This is a genomic window from Tabrizicola sp. YIM 78059 (assembly GCF_004959785.1).
Classification (GTDB): Bacteria; Pseudomonadota; Alphaproteobacteria; order Rhodobacterales; family Rhodobacteraceae; genus Tabrizicola; species Tabrizicola caldifontis.
Map to the genome: position 1 here is coordinate 301425 of NZ_SJZH01000003.1, position 14483 is coordinate 315907.

General features: G+C 65.4%; 14 protein-coding genes. 10 read left to right on the forward strand and 4 right to left on the reverse strand.

The window, feature by feature from the left end; translation table 11 throughout:
- Positions 1-34: 34 nt before the first annotated feature.
- Both argF and EZM81_RS06225 read left to right on the forward strand, forming a co-directional pair.
- On the forward strand, positions 35-961 hold the full coding sequence (argF, locus tag EZM81_RS06220; RefSeq protein WP_135449236.1) for an ornithine carbamoyltransferase: 927 nt from the start codon (positions 35-37) through the stop codon (positions 959-961).
- Between the two features lie 141 nt (positions 962-1102).
- On the forward strand, positions 1103-1597 hold the full coding sequence (locus tag EZM81_RS06225) for a DUF1993 family protein (protein ID WP_135449237.1): 495 nt from the start codon (positions 1103-1105) through the stop codon (positions 1595-1597).
- A 96-nt stretch (positions 1598-1693) separates the two neighbouring features.
- On the opposite strand, the gene EZM81_RS06230 is transcribed toward EZM81_RS06225, so the two are convergent.
- The 4 genes from EZM81_RS06230 to EZM81_RS06245 all read right to left on the reverse strand — a co-directional run bounded on the left by EZM81_RS06230 (position 1694) and on the right by EZM81_RS06245 (position 5654).
- Positions 1694-2890: an MFS transporter gene (locus EZM81_RS06230; protein ID WP_136645155.1), complete on the reverse strand. Its 1197-nt coding sequence runs from the start codon at positions 2888-2890 to the stop codon at positions 1694-1696.
- Between the two features lie 105 nt (positions 2891-2995).
- Positions 2996-3709: a sirohydrochlorin chelatase gene (locus EZM81_RS06235; protein WP_136645156.1), complete on the reverse strand. Its 714-nt coding sequence runs from the start codon at positions 3707-3709 to the stop codon at positions 2996-2998.
- A gap of 93 nt (positions 3710-3802) precedes the next feature.
- Complete coding sequence (locus tag EZM81_RS06240) at positions 3803-4951, reverse strand: aromatic ring-hydroxylating dioxygenase subunit alpha (RefSeq protein WP_135449240.1); 1149 nt, start codon at positions 4949-4951, stop codon at positions 3803-3805.
- A gap of 61 nt (positions 4952-5012) precedes the next feature.
- A complete protein-coding gene (locus tag EZM81_RS06245; protein WP_136645157.1) occupies positions 5013-5654 on the reverse strand; it encodes an SGNH/GDSL hydrolase family protein in 642 nt (213 codons plus the stop codon).
- Between the two features lie 149 nt (positions 5655-5803).
- Between EZM81_RS06245 and EZM81_RS06250 the strand changes: the two genes are divergently transcribed.
- The 8 genes from EZM81_RS06250 (at position 5804) to EZM81_RS06285 (ending at position 14444) form a co-directional block, all read left to right on the forward strand.
- Complete coding sequence (locus EZM81_RS06250) at positions 5804-6871, forward strand: LacI family DNA-binding transcriptional regulator (RefSeq protein ID WP_136645158.1); 1068 nt, start codon at positions 5804-5806, stop codon at positions 6869-6871.
- Between the two features lie 159 nt (positions 6872-7030).
- A complete protein-coding gene (locus EZM81_RS06255) occupies positions 7031-8347 on the forward strand; it encodes an ABC transporter substrate-binding protein (protein ID WP_136645159.1) in 1317 nt (438 codons plus the stop codon).
- 159 nt (positions 8348-8506) lie between these two features.
- Positions 8507-9451 (forward strand): carbohydrate ABC transporter permease, encoded by a 945-nt coding sequence (locus EZM81_RS06260; RefSeq protein ID WP_135449244.1) that lies wholly within the window; start codon positions 8507-8509, stop codon positions 9449-9451.
- A gap of 148 nt (positions 9452-9599) precedes the next feature.
- On the forward strand, positions 9600-10541 hold the full coding sequence (locus EZM81_RS06265) for a carbohydrate ABC transporter permease (RefSeq protein WP_135449245.1): 942 nt from the start codon (positions 9600-9602) through the stop codon (positions 10539-10541).
- On the forward strand, positions 10538-10726 hold the full coding sequence (locus tag EZM81_RS06270; protein ID WP_135449246.1) for a hypothetical protein: 189 nt from the start codon (positions 10538-10540) through the stop codon (positions 10724-10726). The genes EZM81_RS06265 and EZM81_RS06270 overlap by 4 nt, the downstream gene beginning before the upstream one ends.
- Before the next feature lie 3 nt (positions 10727-10729).
- On the forward strand, positions 10730-11824 hold the full coding sequence (locus tag EZM81_RS06275) for an ABC transporter ATP-binding protein (RefSeq protein WP_135449247.1): 1095 nt from the start codon (positions 10730-10732) through the stop codon (positions 11822-11824).
- Positions 11817-12809, forward strand: coding sequence for an ABC transporter ATP-binding protein (locus EZM81_RS06280; RefSeq protein WP_136645160.1), 993 nt, complete (start codon positions 11817-11819; stop codon positions 12807-12809). Before EZM81_RS06275 ends, EZM81_RS06280 begins: the two co-directional genes overlap by 8 nt.
- A gap of 12 nt (positions 12810-12821) precedes the next feature.
- On the forward strand, positions 12822-14444 hold the full coding sequence (locus EZM81_RS06285) for a dihydroxyacetone kinase subunit DhaK (RefSeq protein WP_136645161.1): 1623 nt from the start codon (positions 12822-12824) through the stop codon (positions 14442-14444).
- Positions 14445-14483: the final 39 nt, after the last annotated feature.

Consider the following 14483-nt stretch of genomic DNA (forward strand, 5'->3'; position numbering starts at 1 on the left):
CCCCCCGGCACCCGGGTCCAACAAGCGAAATGACATGAACCACTTCCTCGACATCCACAAGACCTCCCCCGCCGATCTGCGGGCAATGATCGACAACGCGCGGGCGATGAAGGCCGCCAGGAACGGACGCCCGAAAGGGGCGCCCGACGACCATCAGCCGCTGAAAGGCCACATGGTTGCGCTGATCTTCGAGAAACCTTCGACCCGCACCCGCGTCTCTTTCGACGTGGGTGTGCGGCAGATGGGCGGCGAGACCATGGTGCTGTCGGGCAAGGAAATGCAGCTTGGCCATGGCGAGACCATCGCCGATACGGCCCGGGTTCTCAGCCGCTATGTCGATCTCATCATGATCCGCACCTTCGAGGAGGCGACGCTCCTCGAGATGGCCGAACATGCCACCGTTCCGGTGATCAACGGGCTTACGAACCGCACCCATCCCTGTCAGATCATGGCCGACGTGATGACCTACGAGGAACACCGCGGGCCCATCGCCGGAAAGAAGGTCGTCTGGTGCGGCGACGGCAACAACGTGTGCGCCAGTTTCCTTCATGCCGCGGGACAGTTCGGCTTCGACTTCACCTTCACCGGGCCGGAAACACTGGACCCGGAAGAGAAGTTCATCCAGTTCGCCCGCGACAAGGGATCCAGGGTCACCATCCAGCGCGACCCCTTCACCGCGGTCGAGGGTGCCGATCTGGTGGTGACGGATACCTGGGTCAGCATGCACGATCCCGAATCCGCCAAGGAGCGCCGCCACAACCAGTTGCGACCATATCAGGTCAACGAACAGCTGATGTCGCGCGCCAAGCCGGACGCACTTTTCATGCACTGCCTGCCCGCGCACCGCAACGACGAGGCAACCAGCGCGGTGATGGACGGCCCGCATTCGGTGATCTTCGACGAGGCCGAGAACCGCCTGCACGCCCAGAAGGCCATCATGCGCTGGTGCCTTGGCGTATGACTTTGGGCGCGCCATGGCGCGTTCCGGTCTGCGTTGCGGCAAAGGGGCCGGGATTCCTTCCGAATTCCGGTACCCTGCCCCGGCCCGTGGCTTGACAGTCTGCCCGCGCCGCCCGACCCTGAATCCGAAAGGAGACCCGCCATGCATCGCCGTTCCGTCGCTGTCTTCGACCGCTTCCTTGCCGCCCTGTCCGCCATCCTCGCCAAGGCCGAGGCGCATTGCGAGGCGCGGAAGATCAAGCCCGAAGTCATCCTGTCGGCCCGCCTGTTTCCCGACATGTTCCCGCTTGTGAAACAGGTGCAGCTGGCGTGCGACTTCGCTGCCCGCGGCACCGCCCGCCTTGCCGGAGCCGAGCCGAAGTGCTTCCCCGACACCGAGACTACCTTCCCCGAACTGAAGGACCGCATCGCCGCTGCGCGGGGCTACATGGGCGGCTTCCAGCCCGAGGACTTCGCCCATGCCGCCGAGCGGGAGATTCACTTCAAGGCCGGGGGCCATGACATGGTGCTGAAGGGCGAGGATTTCCTGTCCTTCTACGCCCTGCCGCAATTCTTTTTCCACGTCGCCACCGCCTACGACATCCTGCGCCATAACGGAGTGGAACTGGGCAAACGCGACTACATGGGTGGGCCCTGATCGGCAGCGCCCGCGCGATTCGGATCTGGCCGCGCGGATCGGACCACAGCGGCACCTCGATGGAGCGCATTGTGCCCCGTGCCGCCGCGCTGAATTTCAGGCGGGCCTGGCTTCGGCGGGCGGTAGGCGGCGCGCACCGTCGGCATCGGCCGCCCGCGCGGCCAGAAGGGCCACGATCACCAACAGAACCGACAGGCCCGCATAGGTCGGTCTGAAGCCTGCATGTTCGGCCAGGAAGCCGATCGTCGAGGGCGCGACCAGGATGCCGCAATAGCCGACCATGGTGACGATGGAAATCGCGCTGGCCGAGGGCAGTCGCGGATGATTGCCGGCGGCCGAAAACAGGATCGGCACCATGTTGGCGATGCCCAAACCCGTCACCGCGAAGCTGGCGATCGCCAGCCAGTCCCAGGGCGCCAGGGCCCCGCCCATCATCCCGGCCGCGCCCAGCAGGCCGGAAACCCGCAGGGTCCGCACCGCGCCGAAACGGTTGCGTACGCCGTCGCCGGCAAAGCGCATCACCGCCATCGCGCCTGCGAAGAAGGCAAAGCCCAGTCCCGAGACGAAGACATCGGAACCCAGCTCCTTCTGCAGATAGATTGCCGCCCAATCCAGCACCGCGCCCTCCGGCACCATGGCGAACAGCGCAAGGAAGCCCAACAGCCAGACATGGACATCCTTCGGAAACAGCCGCGGACCTTTCGGCGCGTTCGCAGGAATCCGCGCAGCCCGATCAGAGGGCAGCAGGAAGGGCATCGCACCGAATACGATCACCGCAACCACGGCGGCCGTCAGCAACGACTGCTCTTCGGACCCGCGATGCGCGATGACCCAGGCCCCGGCCGAGCCGCCGAAGAAACCGCCAAGGCTCCAGAATCCGTGGCTGGACGACATGATCGCGCGGTTCACGCGGCGTTCTATCTCGACCGCCTGGGCGTTCATCGCCACATCCATGCAGCCGACCATCGCGCCGAAGATCGCCATGAAGGCGGCCAGCAGCCAAAGATTTGGCGAAAAGACCACCATCGGCAGAACCGGGATCAGCGCGAGCGAAAAGACCGACAGCACCAGCCGCCCCCCGAAACGCGCAATAAGCCTGCCGGCGAACAGCATCGCTGTTACAGCCCCCAGGCCAAGGACCAGAATCAGCAGGCCCAGAACCGATTCAGTCACATTATGGCGCGGCATCAGCAGCGGAATCTGTGGTGCCCAGGCGCCCATGACGAAGCCGTTCGCCAGGAACATCGCCGCCACCGCCCAGCGCGCCCGCGCCGCCTGCCTGTCTGTCCGCATGACCTGCCCCTTCGGATGTTAGCGCCTGTCATATGCCTGCGCACATCCGGGCGTAAGGGGTGCCGGGTCACATCGGGTTACAGGGTTGCAACGGAAGGCAGGCGATCAGCCCGCCGGACGCGCCCATCGGCAGGATCGGGCGCAGACCGGGGTGCCGCGCATCAGCGCCGCAGCAATGATGCCCGGAACGCGCGTATCGACACCCACGGGCGGAAGGATACGGCCTCGGAACCCGGCGGCATCAAGCGCGGCGGGAATGTCATCGGCAACATGCCCGCCTTCGGCGGCAAAGAAGGGCAGGCAGATGTCGCCGAAGCCGGCAAGCGTGGACAGCTGCGGCGCCTGGTCGATGAAACCGGTGCGGACCCGAGCGCCGGTTTCCTGTGCGATGCGGTCAGCCACGTGACAGGCGATGTCGGATGGCGCCGAGGACTTGAACGACCCGTGTGCGGCAAGGATCACCTCTTCCCCGCCGGCCTCCTGCACCAGCCGGACGCAAAGATCGTGGACCGCCGGATCGCAACCGAAGGGCTCCAGCACCGTCCAGCCCCCCGGACCGACCTTCGCGCCAGCCTCGGCCAGCTTTCCCGGAATATTGACCCGGGTGAACCACCCCCCGGCCATGAACAGCGGGAAGACCAGCCCTGCGGCGGAGCCTTCGACCGCCCGCGACAGGGCGCCCGATTCGGCAAGCGTCGCCGAGCTGATCTGCCAGCCCGGAAGCAGCCCCGCCACACGCCGGGCCAGCCCCTGCAGCGTACGGGCGGCAGGGCCGGGGTCGGAGGGCTGGCCATGGGCGACGATCAGGGCGTTCTGCATGGGCCAAGGGTGAACCGCCGCGCCCTGCCGTCAAGACCGGGCGCAACAGATTTCCGCGCAGGCATTGGCCGGAATTGTCTGATTCCCTGCCGCTCAGGGCATCCGCGAGGCGATGTATCGCGCAAATTCGAAATTCGGCCGTTCCAGATGGCTCAGCGCACCCGGAGCCGACATGTTGGCGCACAATCCGCGATAGACCCGTTCGACGCAGCCCTTGTCCTCGATGTTGACCTCATCAAGCAGCGCCTTGAGCGCGGCCAGATGCTTTTCGGCCTCGGGGTCGGCGCACCAGTCGGCACTCATCCCGCCACCGAAAAGCACGTTGACCGAACCGGGGCCATCGGGCGTCAGGCTGAGATACCAGAAATAGCCCGGCGTCAGCGTGATCAGCAGCGCCGGATAGATCGACAGCAGCCAGGTGATGCGGCGCTGGTCGCCCTGCAGCGTGGTGTTCGACGGGTGCGCCAGCGACAAAGGCAGCGTGTCGTTCTTGACGATGTAGTGATAGTTGAAGCTGGGATAGCCTTCCGGGCAGGTCATCTTCAGAAGATCCACCGTGCCACCGATTGTGCCCTGATGGCAGACGGGAAGGTGGTAGCTTTCCATGAAGTTCTCGGCCAGCACCTTCCAGTTCGTCGCCCAGCGGAATTCCTCGCGGAAGGTTTCGCGGTAACTGGCCATGTCAAGATAACCGACAAGGCTTTCGACATCCTTGAGCGCCTCGTGCGGGCTTGGCGCGTCCGGGTTCAGCGTGACCATGATCCAGCCAAGCCAGTCCTCGACGCGCACCGTCGGCAACCTGACGTCTTCCTTGCAGAAGCCTTCGTTCAGCGCCATCGCAGGCGCCCCGCGCAAGGATCCGTCAAGATTGTAGGTCCAGGCATGGTAGGGGCAGACGATGCTGCGCACGTTGCCCCGCCCTTCCAGAAGCGTGCTCATCCGGTGGCGGCAGACATTCGACATGGCGCGCAGCGTGCCGTCCCGGTCACGCAGGATGATGATCGGCTCGCCCGAGATATCCATCGTCAGATAATCACCGGGGTTGGCCAGAGCATCTGCCCGGCCCGCACACAGCCATTCCTTCGCGAAGATGTGGCGCTGTTCGGCCTCGGCGAATTCGGACGAGGTATAGACCGATTTCGGCATGGCATGAGCGCGCTCGAACGGCACGGAGACATTCGCGCGCAACTCGGACAGGGCAGAGAGGGCGGGGGCGGACAAGGCGGGGTCGTGGCGGGTCATGGGAACACCTTTTCAGTCATCCTGCAACGGGCGCGGCAGGCCGGAAAGCGGGAAGTCGACATCAGGCGGGAAAATTCCGCCGGATCGCCTCGGCAAAGGCTTCGGCCAGGGGGGCATTCGCGCCGGCCTCGTAATGGATGCCGTCCACGGGCGAGACGCGCACCACCTGACCGGCATCAAGGAAGGGCACATCCAGCCGCTGTGCCGCGGCCTCGATCTCTCGGGCCAGCGCCCGCGACTTGGCTGCACCTCCGGCGAACATGCCGGCAAGGCACCCGGCCTCCTCGATCGGCGGCGGCGCGACCAGAAGCACCCCCGGCGCGGACCCTTCGGGCCCGCAGCCCGAGGCCCGGATCACGCGCACCAGCCGCTCCAGAGACAGCGCGATGTCGCCCGCATTGACCGAAAAGCGTTCCTTCAGGTCATTGGTTCCCAGCATCAGCAGAACCACATCCACCGGCCGGTGGCTTTCCAGGATCGCGGGCAACACCGTAAGGCCGTTACGGTGTGCGCCTTCCACCGGGTCATCGTGCACCGTCGTCCGGCCTGGCTGACCTTCGGCAATCACTTCCCAGTCGGGCAGAAGCCGCGCCAGCCGCTCCGTCCAGCGTTCTTCCCGGCTGTAGCGGGCGGTGAAGCCCAGATAGGGCGCGGGCAGCGTGCCGTGGGTATTGCTATCGCCGTAACAAAGCAGGGTGCGCATGGGATCCTCCGGTTTCGGGCTGGGTGTATCCCATGTGACGGGGAATTGCAGCGGAATCCGCAGCCGGCGCGGATGCTCTGCACGGAAATCGTGATTGACGTACCTCAGGCCGCGCCCGATAGTCGGGGAAAGGGTTTCGGGAGCAGTCCGTGCGACCTACCGTGAATGACATCGCGCGCGAAGCGGGCGTCAGCCTTGCCACCGTGGACCGGGTTCTCAACGCGCGCCCCGGCGTGCGGGAAAAGACGATCAGGGCAGTGAACGAAGCCATCGCCCGGCTGGGCTATGTTCGGGATCTCACCGCAGCCAATCTGGCGCGAAGCCGCAGTTACCGCATGGCGGTGCTGCTGCCAGATACGGAAAGCCAATTTGTTCAAAGCCTTGCCGATGCGCTGATCGAGGCCGGCTCGCAGGCGGCGACCGCCAGGATCGAACTGAAGTTGCTGCGTTTTCCGGCCGAAGATCCGCACGCGCTGGCGGCGCTACTGGCGGGCCTGCCAGGGCGCGGCTACGCCGGGGTCGCGCTGATGGCGCCGGAAACCCCGGTCCTGCGCGATGCGGTGCGTGGCTTGCGCGCCAGGGGACTGCCGGTCGTGGCACTGGTCTCGGACCTGCCGAATACAGGCCGTGATCACTTTGTCGGCATCGACAACCGCGCCGCAGGCCGGACGGCCGGTGTGCTGATGGGCCGGTTCCTGGGTGGAGGGCCGGCCCAGGTCATGGTGATCGGCCAGTCGCTGCTGGCCCGCGACATGATCGAACGCCGCCGCGGCTTTGACGAGGTGATGCTGCGCGATTTTCCGGCCATCGAGGTGCTGCCTTCGCTGGAAACCCACGGATCGGAACGGCTTCTGCGGCAGGTCGTGGCAGAAACCCTGCTCCATGCGCCGGATGTGCGCGGCATCTACGCCATGGGAAACGGTCATCGTTCTCTGACCCAGATTGTTGAAGAAATGGGGCTCTCCGGCCGGTTGACCGTCATCTGCCACGAACTGACACCACACATGCGGGGGGCGCTGGAGGCCGGAACGGTCACAGCCGTCATCACGCAGAACCTGGGCCACCTTGCGCGCTCGACCCTGCGCGTGCTGCGCGCCAAGGCCGACAATCTGCCGCTGGACGAGGGGCAGGAACAGATCCGCATCGAGATCGTCCTGCGCGAGAACCTGCCGCCGGCCCCCGATTCGGTCCGCCAGAACCCGGCCGCCGCTGCCTGACACGCCCTCGGATCGTTCCGGCCGAATCCTGCGCGACAAAATGAGGTACGTTCCTCAAAAATGCTTTACAGAAGGCCTGCCCCGTGCCTATCGTCACGTCAATCCAAAGAAGGCCCGGCATCCGCACGGGCACGCCACAACCTTGATCGGGAGGATTGCATGAAACGGACCACTCTTGCCGCCTCGGCGGCCCTTGCCTTGGCATGGGCGGCACAGGCCAATGCGCAGGCCAACGAACTGACGCTTTGCTGGGCCGCCTGGGATCCGGCAAACGCGCTGGTCGAGCTGTCGAAGGACTTCGAGGCCCAGTCCGGCATCAAGATGAAGTTCGAATTCGTGCCCTGGCCGAACTTCGCCGACCGCATCCTGAACGAGCTGAACTCCGGCGGCCAGCTCTGCGACCTCTTGATCGGCGACAGCCAGTGGATCGGGGGCGCGGCCGAGAACGGCTGGTATGTCAAGCTGAACGACTTCTTCGACAAGGAAGGCATCAGCATGGACGACTTCGCCCCGGCGACCGTCTATGCCTATTCGACCTGGCCGAAGGGTACGCCGAACTACTACGCGCTGCCTGCCATGGGTGATGCGAACGGCTGGTTCTATCGCAAGGACTGGTTCAACCGCGACGACATCAAGGCCGCCTACAAGGAGGCCACCCGCCAGGACCTGCGCGAACCGCAAAGCCAGAAGGAGCTTCTCCAGATCGCCCAGTTCTTCCAGGGCCGCGAGATCGACGGCAAGACGGTCTATGGCGCCTCGATCTTCACCGAGCGCGGCTCGGAAGGCATCACCATGGGCGCGACCGGCGCGCTCTATGCCTGGGGCTTCAAGTATGAAAACACCCCAGGCAGCTATGACATGGAAGGTGCGGTGAACAGCCCCGAGGCGGTGGAAGCCCTTGAATTCTACAAGGAGCTTTACAAGACCGCGACACCTCCGGGTTATGACAACGCCTACATGGAACAGTCGCTGGATGCCTTCAAGTCGGGCCAGGTCGCGATGGCGATGAACTGGTTCGCCTTCTTCCCCGGCCTCTATGCCGATCCGAACGTGGGCGGCGACAAGATCGACTTCTTCGTGAACCCGCCGCAGAATGTGGCCGCCTCCACCCTGGGCGGCCAGGGCATCAGCGTGGTGGCCAACACCGACAACATGGATGGTGCGCTGGCCTACATCAAATGGTTCGCCGACCCGGAAGTGCAGAAGAAATGGTGGGCGGCGGGTGGCTATTCCTGCCACAAGGCGGTGCTGGAGGATCCGAACTTCGTCAACACCGCACCCTTCGCGGGCGACTTCCTCGAGGCGATGAACGGCGTGCAGGACTTCTGGCAGGAACCGGCCTATGCCCAGCTCCTGCTGGCCATGCAGGCCAGGCTGCACAATTACATCGTCGCCGACCAGGGCACTGCGAAAGAGGCCCTGGACGGCCTGATCGCCGACTGGACCGAAGTCTTCCAGGACGAAGGCAAGCTCTAGTCCCCCACTGCGCGACGCCTCCCGCCCGGCTGCTCCCCTCCCCCTCGTGGGGAGGGGATGGGGGCGGGGGGCACCCCCTCCCTCTCCCTCCCCCATGCAGGGGAAGGGGAAGCGCGCAGCCGCCTCGTTGCGCCAACATTTTCTGCACCGGATCACCCGATGACCAACCCCATCGAAGCCGCTGCCCGGGCCACGCCCGCCCCCATAGCCCGCCGTGTCCGGGGCTTGTCCGACCGCACCATCGCCTGGCTCTTCGTGGCGCCCACGATCTTCCTGCTCCTGGCAATCAACATCTTCCCGCTGATCTGGACGGTGCGGCTTTCCTTCACGAACTACGCCGCCAACCGCCCGAACCGCGAGGTGGAATGGGTCGGCCTGCGGAACTACACCCGGATCCTGACCGACGACGGCATCTGGGCCAACATGCAGACCACGGCGCATTTCCTGGTCTGGACCATCTTCTTGCAGGTGGTGATCGGCTTCACCCTGGCCTGGCTGATCAACCGGAAATTCAGGGGCAACGACCTTCTGACTACGCTGATCGTGCTGCCGATGATGCTGTCGCCCGCTGTGGTCGGCAACTTCTGGACCTTCCTCTACCAGCCGCAGATCGGGCTGGTGAACTATGCGGTAGAGCTGGTTACCGGCATTCCGGCCTCCAGCTTTTCCATGCTTGGCCCTGGCGGGCTGGCGAAATGGTCGATCATCATCGTCGACACCTGGATGTGGACGCCCTTCGTGATGCTTATCTGCCTTGCCGGCCTGCGGTCGATTCCCGATTACATATATGAAGCGGCCGAAGTGGACCGTGCCTCGAAATGGCGGCAGTTCTGGACGATCACCGTGCCGATGGTGCTGCCGTTCCTGATGCTGGCGGTGCTTTTCCGTGGCATCGAGAACTTCAAGATGTTCGACATGGTGGTGCTGCTGACCGGCGGCGGGCCGGGGAACGAGACACTGCTCGCCTCGATCGACCTGAAACGCGAGGCCTTCGAGAAATGGCGCACCGGCTATTCCAGCGCCTATGCGATCATCCTGTTCGTCACGGTCTTCGGCCTGGCCTCGATCTACGTCAAGGCCCTGAACAAGGTGAAGGAGCGGTGACGCCCATGGTCACACCAGTGCCCCAGCCCCCCCACCCCCATGCCCGGCCCGGCCGTGTCGCGCCAGCGCATCCATCCCGCGCCTCCCTCCCCCCTAAGTGGGGGAGGGATGGGGTTGGGGGGCACTCCGTCAGATCGGGAGCGCATCGATGAGCGCCTATTCCGTCACCGAACCTTCGAAGGCTTCGAAATGGCTCGCCGGCCTGCTGGTTGCCCTTTACACGCTCATCACGCTGCTGCCGCTGGTCTGGATCATCTCCACCAGCTTCAAGACCGGACCGGACAGCATCTCCTACCCGCCGAAGGTGATCTTCGAACCTTCGCTCGAAGGCTACGTCAACCTCTTCACCACCCGCACCCGCATCGCGGCCGAGGATTTTGCCGCCCTGCCCCCGCCCGAGACCTGGTATGACCGGATCGTCCGCGACCAGGGCATGGTCATCGCCGGGCAGTCGCGGTTTGGCGAAAGGTTCATGAACTCGGTCATCATCGGGTTTGGCTCCACGTTTCTGTCGATCTTCCTCGGCACGCTGGCGGCCTATGCCTTCAGCCGGTTCAAGGTGCCGCTGAAGGACGACCTCCTGTTCTTCATCCTCTCGACCCGGATGATGCCGCCCATCGCCGTCGCGATCCCGATTTACCTCATGTATCGCGAGCTGGGCCTGTCGGACACGCATCTGGGGATGATCCTGCTCTACACGGCGGTGAACATTTCGCTCGCCGTCTGGCTGCTGAAGGGGTTCATCGACGAGATCCCGCGCGAATATGAAGAGGCCGCGCTGATCGACGGCTACACCCGCTTCCAGGCTTTCCGGAAGGTCGTCCTGCCCCAGGCAGCAACCGGCATCGCCTCGACCGCGATCTTCTGCCTGATCTTCGCCTGGAACGAATACGCCTTCGCCGTGCTCCTGACCTCGGGCAACGCCCAGACCGCGCCGCCATTCATTCCCACGATCATCGGCGTCGGCGGCCAGGATTGGCCCGCCGTGGCTGCCGGGGCGACCCTGTTCCTGTTGCCGGTGATGATCTTCACCATCCTGCTGCGCAAGCACCTGCTGCGCGGAATCACCTTCGGAGCCGTCCGCAAATGACCGCCTTCCTCTCCGGCCTTCTGCGCCTGCGTCGCGGCCCCTGGGAGATGCTGGCCACGATCCTGATCGCGCTGGGCGTGGTGATGCTGATGCAGCCCTTCTTCCTGTGGGCCTATACCTGGTCCTTCCTCGTGACGCTGGTCGGGACGGTGATGTTCATCATCGTCTCGCATTTCCCGGAGTAAGCCTTGTCCGAGATCGTCATCAAGAACCTCCGCAAGGAATTCGGCGCCTTCACCGCGGTGCAGGGCTCGACCTTCACCATCCGGGATGGCGAATTCTTCATGCTGCTCGGCCCCTCGGGCTGCGGCAAGACCACGACCCTGCGCATGATCGCAGGGCTGGAGCTGCCGACCAGCGGCCAGATCCTGATCGACGGCGAGGATGTCAGCCAGAAGCCCGCCAGCCAGCGCGACATCGCCATGGTGTTCCAGATGTTCGCGCTCTATCCGCACATGAACGTGCGCAAGAACATCGCCTATCCGCTGGTCAGCCAGGGGGTGCCAAAGGCCGAGGTTCAGCGCAAGGTGGCTGAAGTCGCCCGCATTCTGCGGATCGAGCATCTGCTCGACAAAGGCGTGGGCGGGCTTTCCGGCGGCGACCGCCAGCGTGTCGCCCTGGGCCGCGCGATCGTCAGGAACCCCAAGGCCTTCATGATGGACGAACCGCTTGGCGCGCTGGACGCCGAGTTCCGCGAGATCATGGCCGAGGAGCTGCGCGCGCTGCACGACCGGATGGGGGCGACCACCGTCTATGTCACCCACGACCAGCTGGAGGCGATGCAGATGGGCGACAAGATCGTGGTGATGAACCACGGCGTCGTCGAACAGTTCGGCACGCCGCAAGAAATCTACGACCATCCCGCCACGCTGTTCGTGGCCGATTTCATCGGCAGCCCGGCGATGAACTTCCTGCGCTTCGAAGGAGCGGTGGCTGCGGGCGGAACAACGGTCACGCTGGGCGATACGCCCATCGACCTGCCCGCCCTTCAGGAGGATGCGGCAGGCAAGCTGGTGCTTGGCGTGCGGCCCGAACATGTCACGCTGTCGGACGTTGCACCTCTGCGGGCCCGCATCGAGGCGGTGGAATACCTGGGCACAACCCAGATCGTCACGCTTTCCACGCCGCATGGCACTGTGAAGGCGCGCACACCCTCGACCCTGCCGGCGAGGGTCGGCGACCTGACCGGCCTTGCCCTTAACACGCCGCGCCTCTCGCTTTTCGACGCCACCAGCGGCCGCGCCTTCCGTACCGCCGCCAATGCCGGGGTGTTTCATGGCTGAGGTCACGCTTTCCGACCTGTCAAAATCCTTCGGCGCAACACAGGCGCTGAGGGGTGTCTCGATGACCATTCCCGATGGCGCCTTTGTCGTGCTCCTCGGACCTACCGGCGCGGGCAAGACCACGACGCTGCGACTGATCGCGGGGCTGGAGAAACCTGACACCGGAGATGTCCGCATCGCCGGCGCGTCTGTGGTCAACGACACCCCCGCCCAGCGCGACGTGGCGATGGTCTTCCAGCAGTATTCGCTCTACCCCCATCTCAGCGTGCGCGACAACCTGGCCTTCCCGCTCCGCTCGCCCATGATCCGCATGCCCGAGGACCAGATCGCCCGCCGTGTGCGGGAAGTGGCCGAGGTGCTGCGGATACCGCACAAGCTGGACAACAGGGCCACCGCGCTTTCTGGCGGCGAGATGCAGCGCGTCTCGATCGGCCGCGCGCTGGTGCGCAACCCCCGCATCTACCTGATGGACGAACCGCTTTCGTCGCTGGACGCCAAGCTGCGCGCCGATCTGCGGGTGGAGCTGAAGCGCATCCACCAGGATCTGGGCGCAACCTTCCTTTACGTCACCCACGACCAGATCGAGGCGATGACCATGGCGACCCATATCGGCGTTCTCGACCAAGGCCGCCTCGTCCAGTTCGGAACGCCCCGCGAAATCTACGAAAACCCCGTCTCGACCTATGTCGCCTCACGCCTTGGCCAGCCGCACATCAACCTGTTGCCCGCCGATGCCTTCCCCGGTGCACCACATGGCGCCGCGACGATCGGCTTGCGCCCGGAACACATCATCACCGGCGAGGGCAAGGCGGCCATCATCCAGCGCATCGAACATCTGGGCGATCAGACCCGCCTGCACCTGACACTTGGCCCCCATGCGCTGGTGACGCTGACCGACCCGCACAGCACCCTGACCCCGGGCGAAACCCTGCACATCCGCCCGCTGAACCCCCTCTGGTTCGACCGCGACGGCAACCGCATCTGAAAGGCCGCAGCCATGAAGCAGTTCATCAACTCCCGCGACACGCTTGTAACCGAGGCCATCGACGGCCTTCTGCGCACCTCCGGCGGCAAGCTGGCGCGGCTCGACGGGTACCCGCATATCAAGGTCATTGTCCGCACCGACTGGGACCGGTCGAAGGTGGCGCTGGTCTCGGGTGGCGGGTCGGGGCATGAACCTAGCCACGCCGGTTTCGTCGGGCAGGGGATGCTCACGGCCGCGGTATGCGGCGATGTCTTCGCCTCGCCTTCGGTGGATGCCGTGCTGGCGGGCATTCTTGCGGTCACCGGCAAGGCCGGCTGCCTGCTGATCGTCAAGAACTACACCGGCGACAGGCTGAACTTTGGCCTGGCCGCCGAACGCGCCCGGGCCTTCGGGCTGAAGGTTTCCATGGTCATCGTCGATGACGACGTGGCGCTGCCCGACCTGCCCCAGGCGCGCGGGGTCGCCGGCACGCTTTTCGTCCACAAGATCGCCGGTGCCATGGCCGAATCCGGCGCAGACCTCGACACGATCACCGAGGCCGCCCAGACGGTGATCAAGGGCGCCATCTCCATCGGCATGTCGCTGGACACCTGCACCGTCCCCGGCTCGCCGAAAGAAGAGCGCATCGGCGCCGGCAAGGCCGAGCTGGGCCTTGGCATCCATGGCGAGGCCGGGATCGAACAGGTCGATTTCGACGGTGCGCGTTCGGCCATGCAGATGGTGGCCGAGAAGCTGCTGCCCCATACCGGGCCGGGCGACCATGTGGCGCTTCTGAACAACCTCGGCTCCACCACGCCCCTGGAAATGTCGGTCCTGGCCGAGGAACTTGCCCGTTCGCCCCTGGGCGCCAAGGTCAAGTGGATGATCGGCCCCGCGCCGCTGATGACCTCGCTCGACATGCACGGCTTCTCGGTCTCGCTGCTGCCGGTGGACCACGCACAGGTCACCAGTCTTGCTGCGCCCGTGGCCCCTCATGCCTGGCCGGGCCTCTCCCCGTTCGGGCAGGTCGCCGTGCGCCCCCTGCCCGACGGGCTTGCCCCGATCCAGCCAGTGCCCTCCGCCCACCCCGCCCGCCGGGCGCTGATCGAGCGGTGCTGCAAGGCGCTCATCGCCTGCGAGGCCGACCTGAACCAGCTGGATGCCAAGTCCGGCGACGGTGACACAGGCAGCACCCTTGCCGGGGCCGCAAGGGCGCTTCTGGCGGCCTTGGACCGCCTGCCCCTGGCCGACCCCACGCAGCTTTACCGTGCCATCGGCATGGAACTGTCGCAGACGATGGGCGGCTCGTCCGGCGTCCTGCTTGCGATCTTCTTCGCCGCAGCGGGCGATGCCTCGGCCTCGGGCAAGCCCTGGATCGGCGCCCTGTCCGCGGGACTTGACCGCGTGATGCAGGTGGGCGGCGCCGCCCCCGGCCACCGCACGATGATCGACGCGCTTGCCCCGGCGCTGGCGGCCATGCCGGACGGACTGGCCGCTGCGGCAAGGGCAGCGCGTGAAGGGGCCAACGCCACAGCCGCAATGACACGCGCCAAGGCGGGCCGGGCAAGCTATCTGGCGGCCGACAAGCTGAAGGGTCACAACGACCCCGGCGCAGAAGGCGTGGCGCGTCTGTTCGAGGATCTGGCAAAGGGGTGACTTAACCAGCTGTTAACCAGTCCCGTCCATGCTGGCGGC

Coding starts and splice junctions, on each gene's coding strand:
- argF (WP_135449236.1), top strand. CDS start 35: ATGAACCACTTCCTCGACATCCACAAGACCTCCCCCGCCGATCTGCGG.
- EZM81_RS06225 (WP_135449237.1), top strand. CDS start 1,103: ATGCATCGCCGTTCCGTCGCTGTCTTCGACCGCTTCCTTGCCGCCCTG.
- EZM81_RS06230 (WP_136645155.1), bottom strand. CDS start 2,890: ATGCGGACAGACAGGCAGGCGGCGCGGGCGCGCTGGGCGGTGGCGGCG.
- EZM81_RS06235 (WP_136645156.1), bottom strand. CDS start 3,709: ATGCAGAACGCCCTGATCGTCGCCCATGGCCAGCCCTCCGACCCCGGC.
- EZM81_RS06240 (WP_135449240.1), bottom strand. CDS start 4,951: ATGACCCGCCACGACCCCGCCTTGTCCGCCCCCGCCCTCTCTGCCCTG.
- EZM81_RS06245 (WP_136645157.1), bottom strand. CDS start 5,654: ATGCGCACCCTGCTTTGTTACGGCGATAGCAATACCCACGGCACGCTG.
- EZM81_RS06255 (WP_136645159.1), top strand. CDS start 7,031: ATGAAACGGACCACTCTTGCCGCCTCGGCGGCCCTTGCCTTGGCATGG.
- EZM81_RS06260 (WP_135449244.1), top strand. CDS start 8,507: ATGACCAACCCCATCGAAGCCGCTGCCCGGGCCACGCCCGCCCCCATA.
- EZM81_RS06265 (WP_135449245.1), top strand. CDS start 9,600: ATGAGCGCCTATTCCGTCACCGAACCTTCGAAGGCTTCGAAATGGCTC.
- EZM81_RS06270 (WP_135449246.1), top strand. CDS start 10,538: ATGACCGCCTTCCTCTCCGGCCTTCTGCGCCTGCGTCGCGGCCCCTGG.
- EZM81_RS06280 (WP_136645160.1), top strand. CDS start 11,817: ATGGCTGAGGTCACGCTTTCCGACCTGTCAAAATCCTTCGGCGCAACA.
- EZM81_RS06285 (WP_136645161.1), top strand. CDS start 12,822: ATGAAGCAGTTCATCAACTCCCGCGACACGCTTGTAACCGAGGCCATC.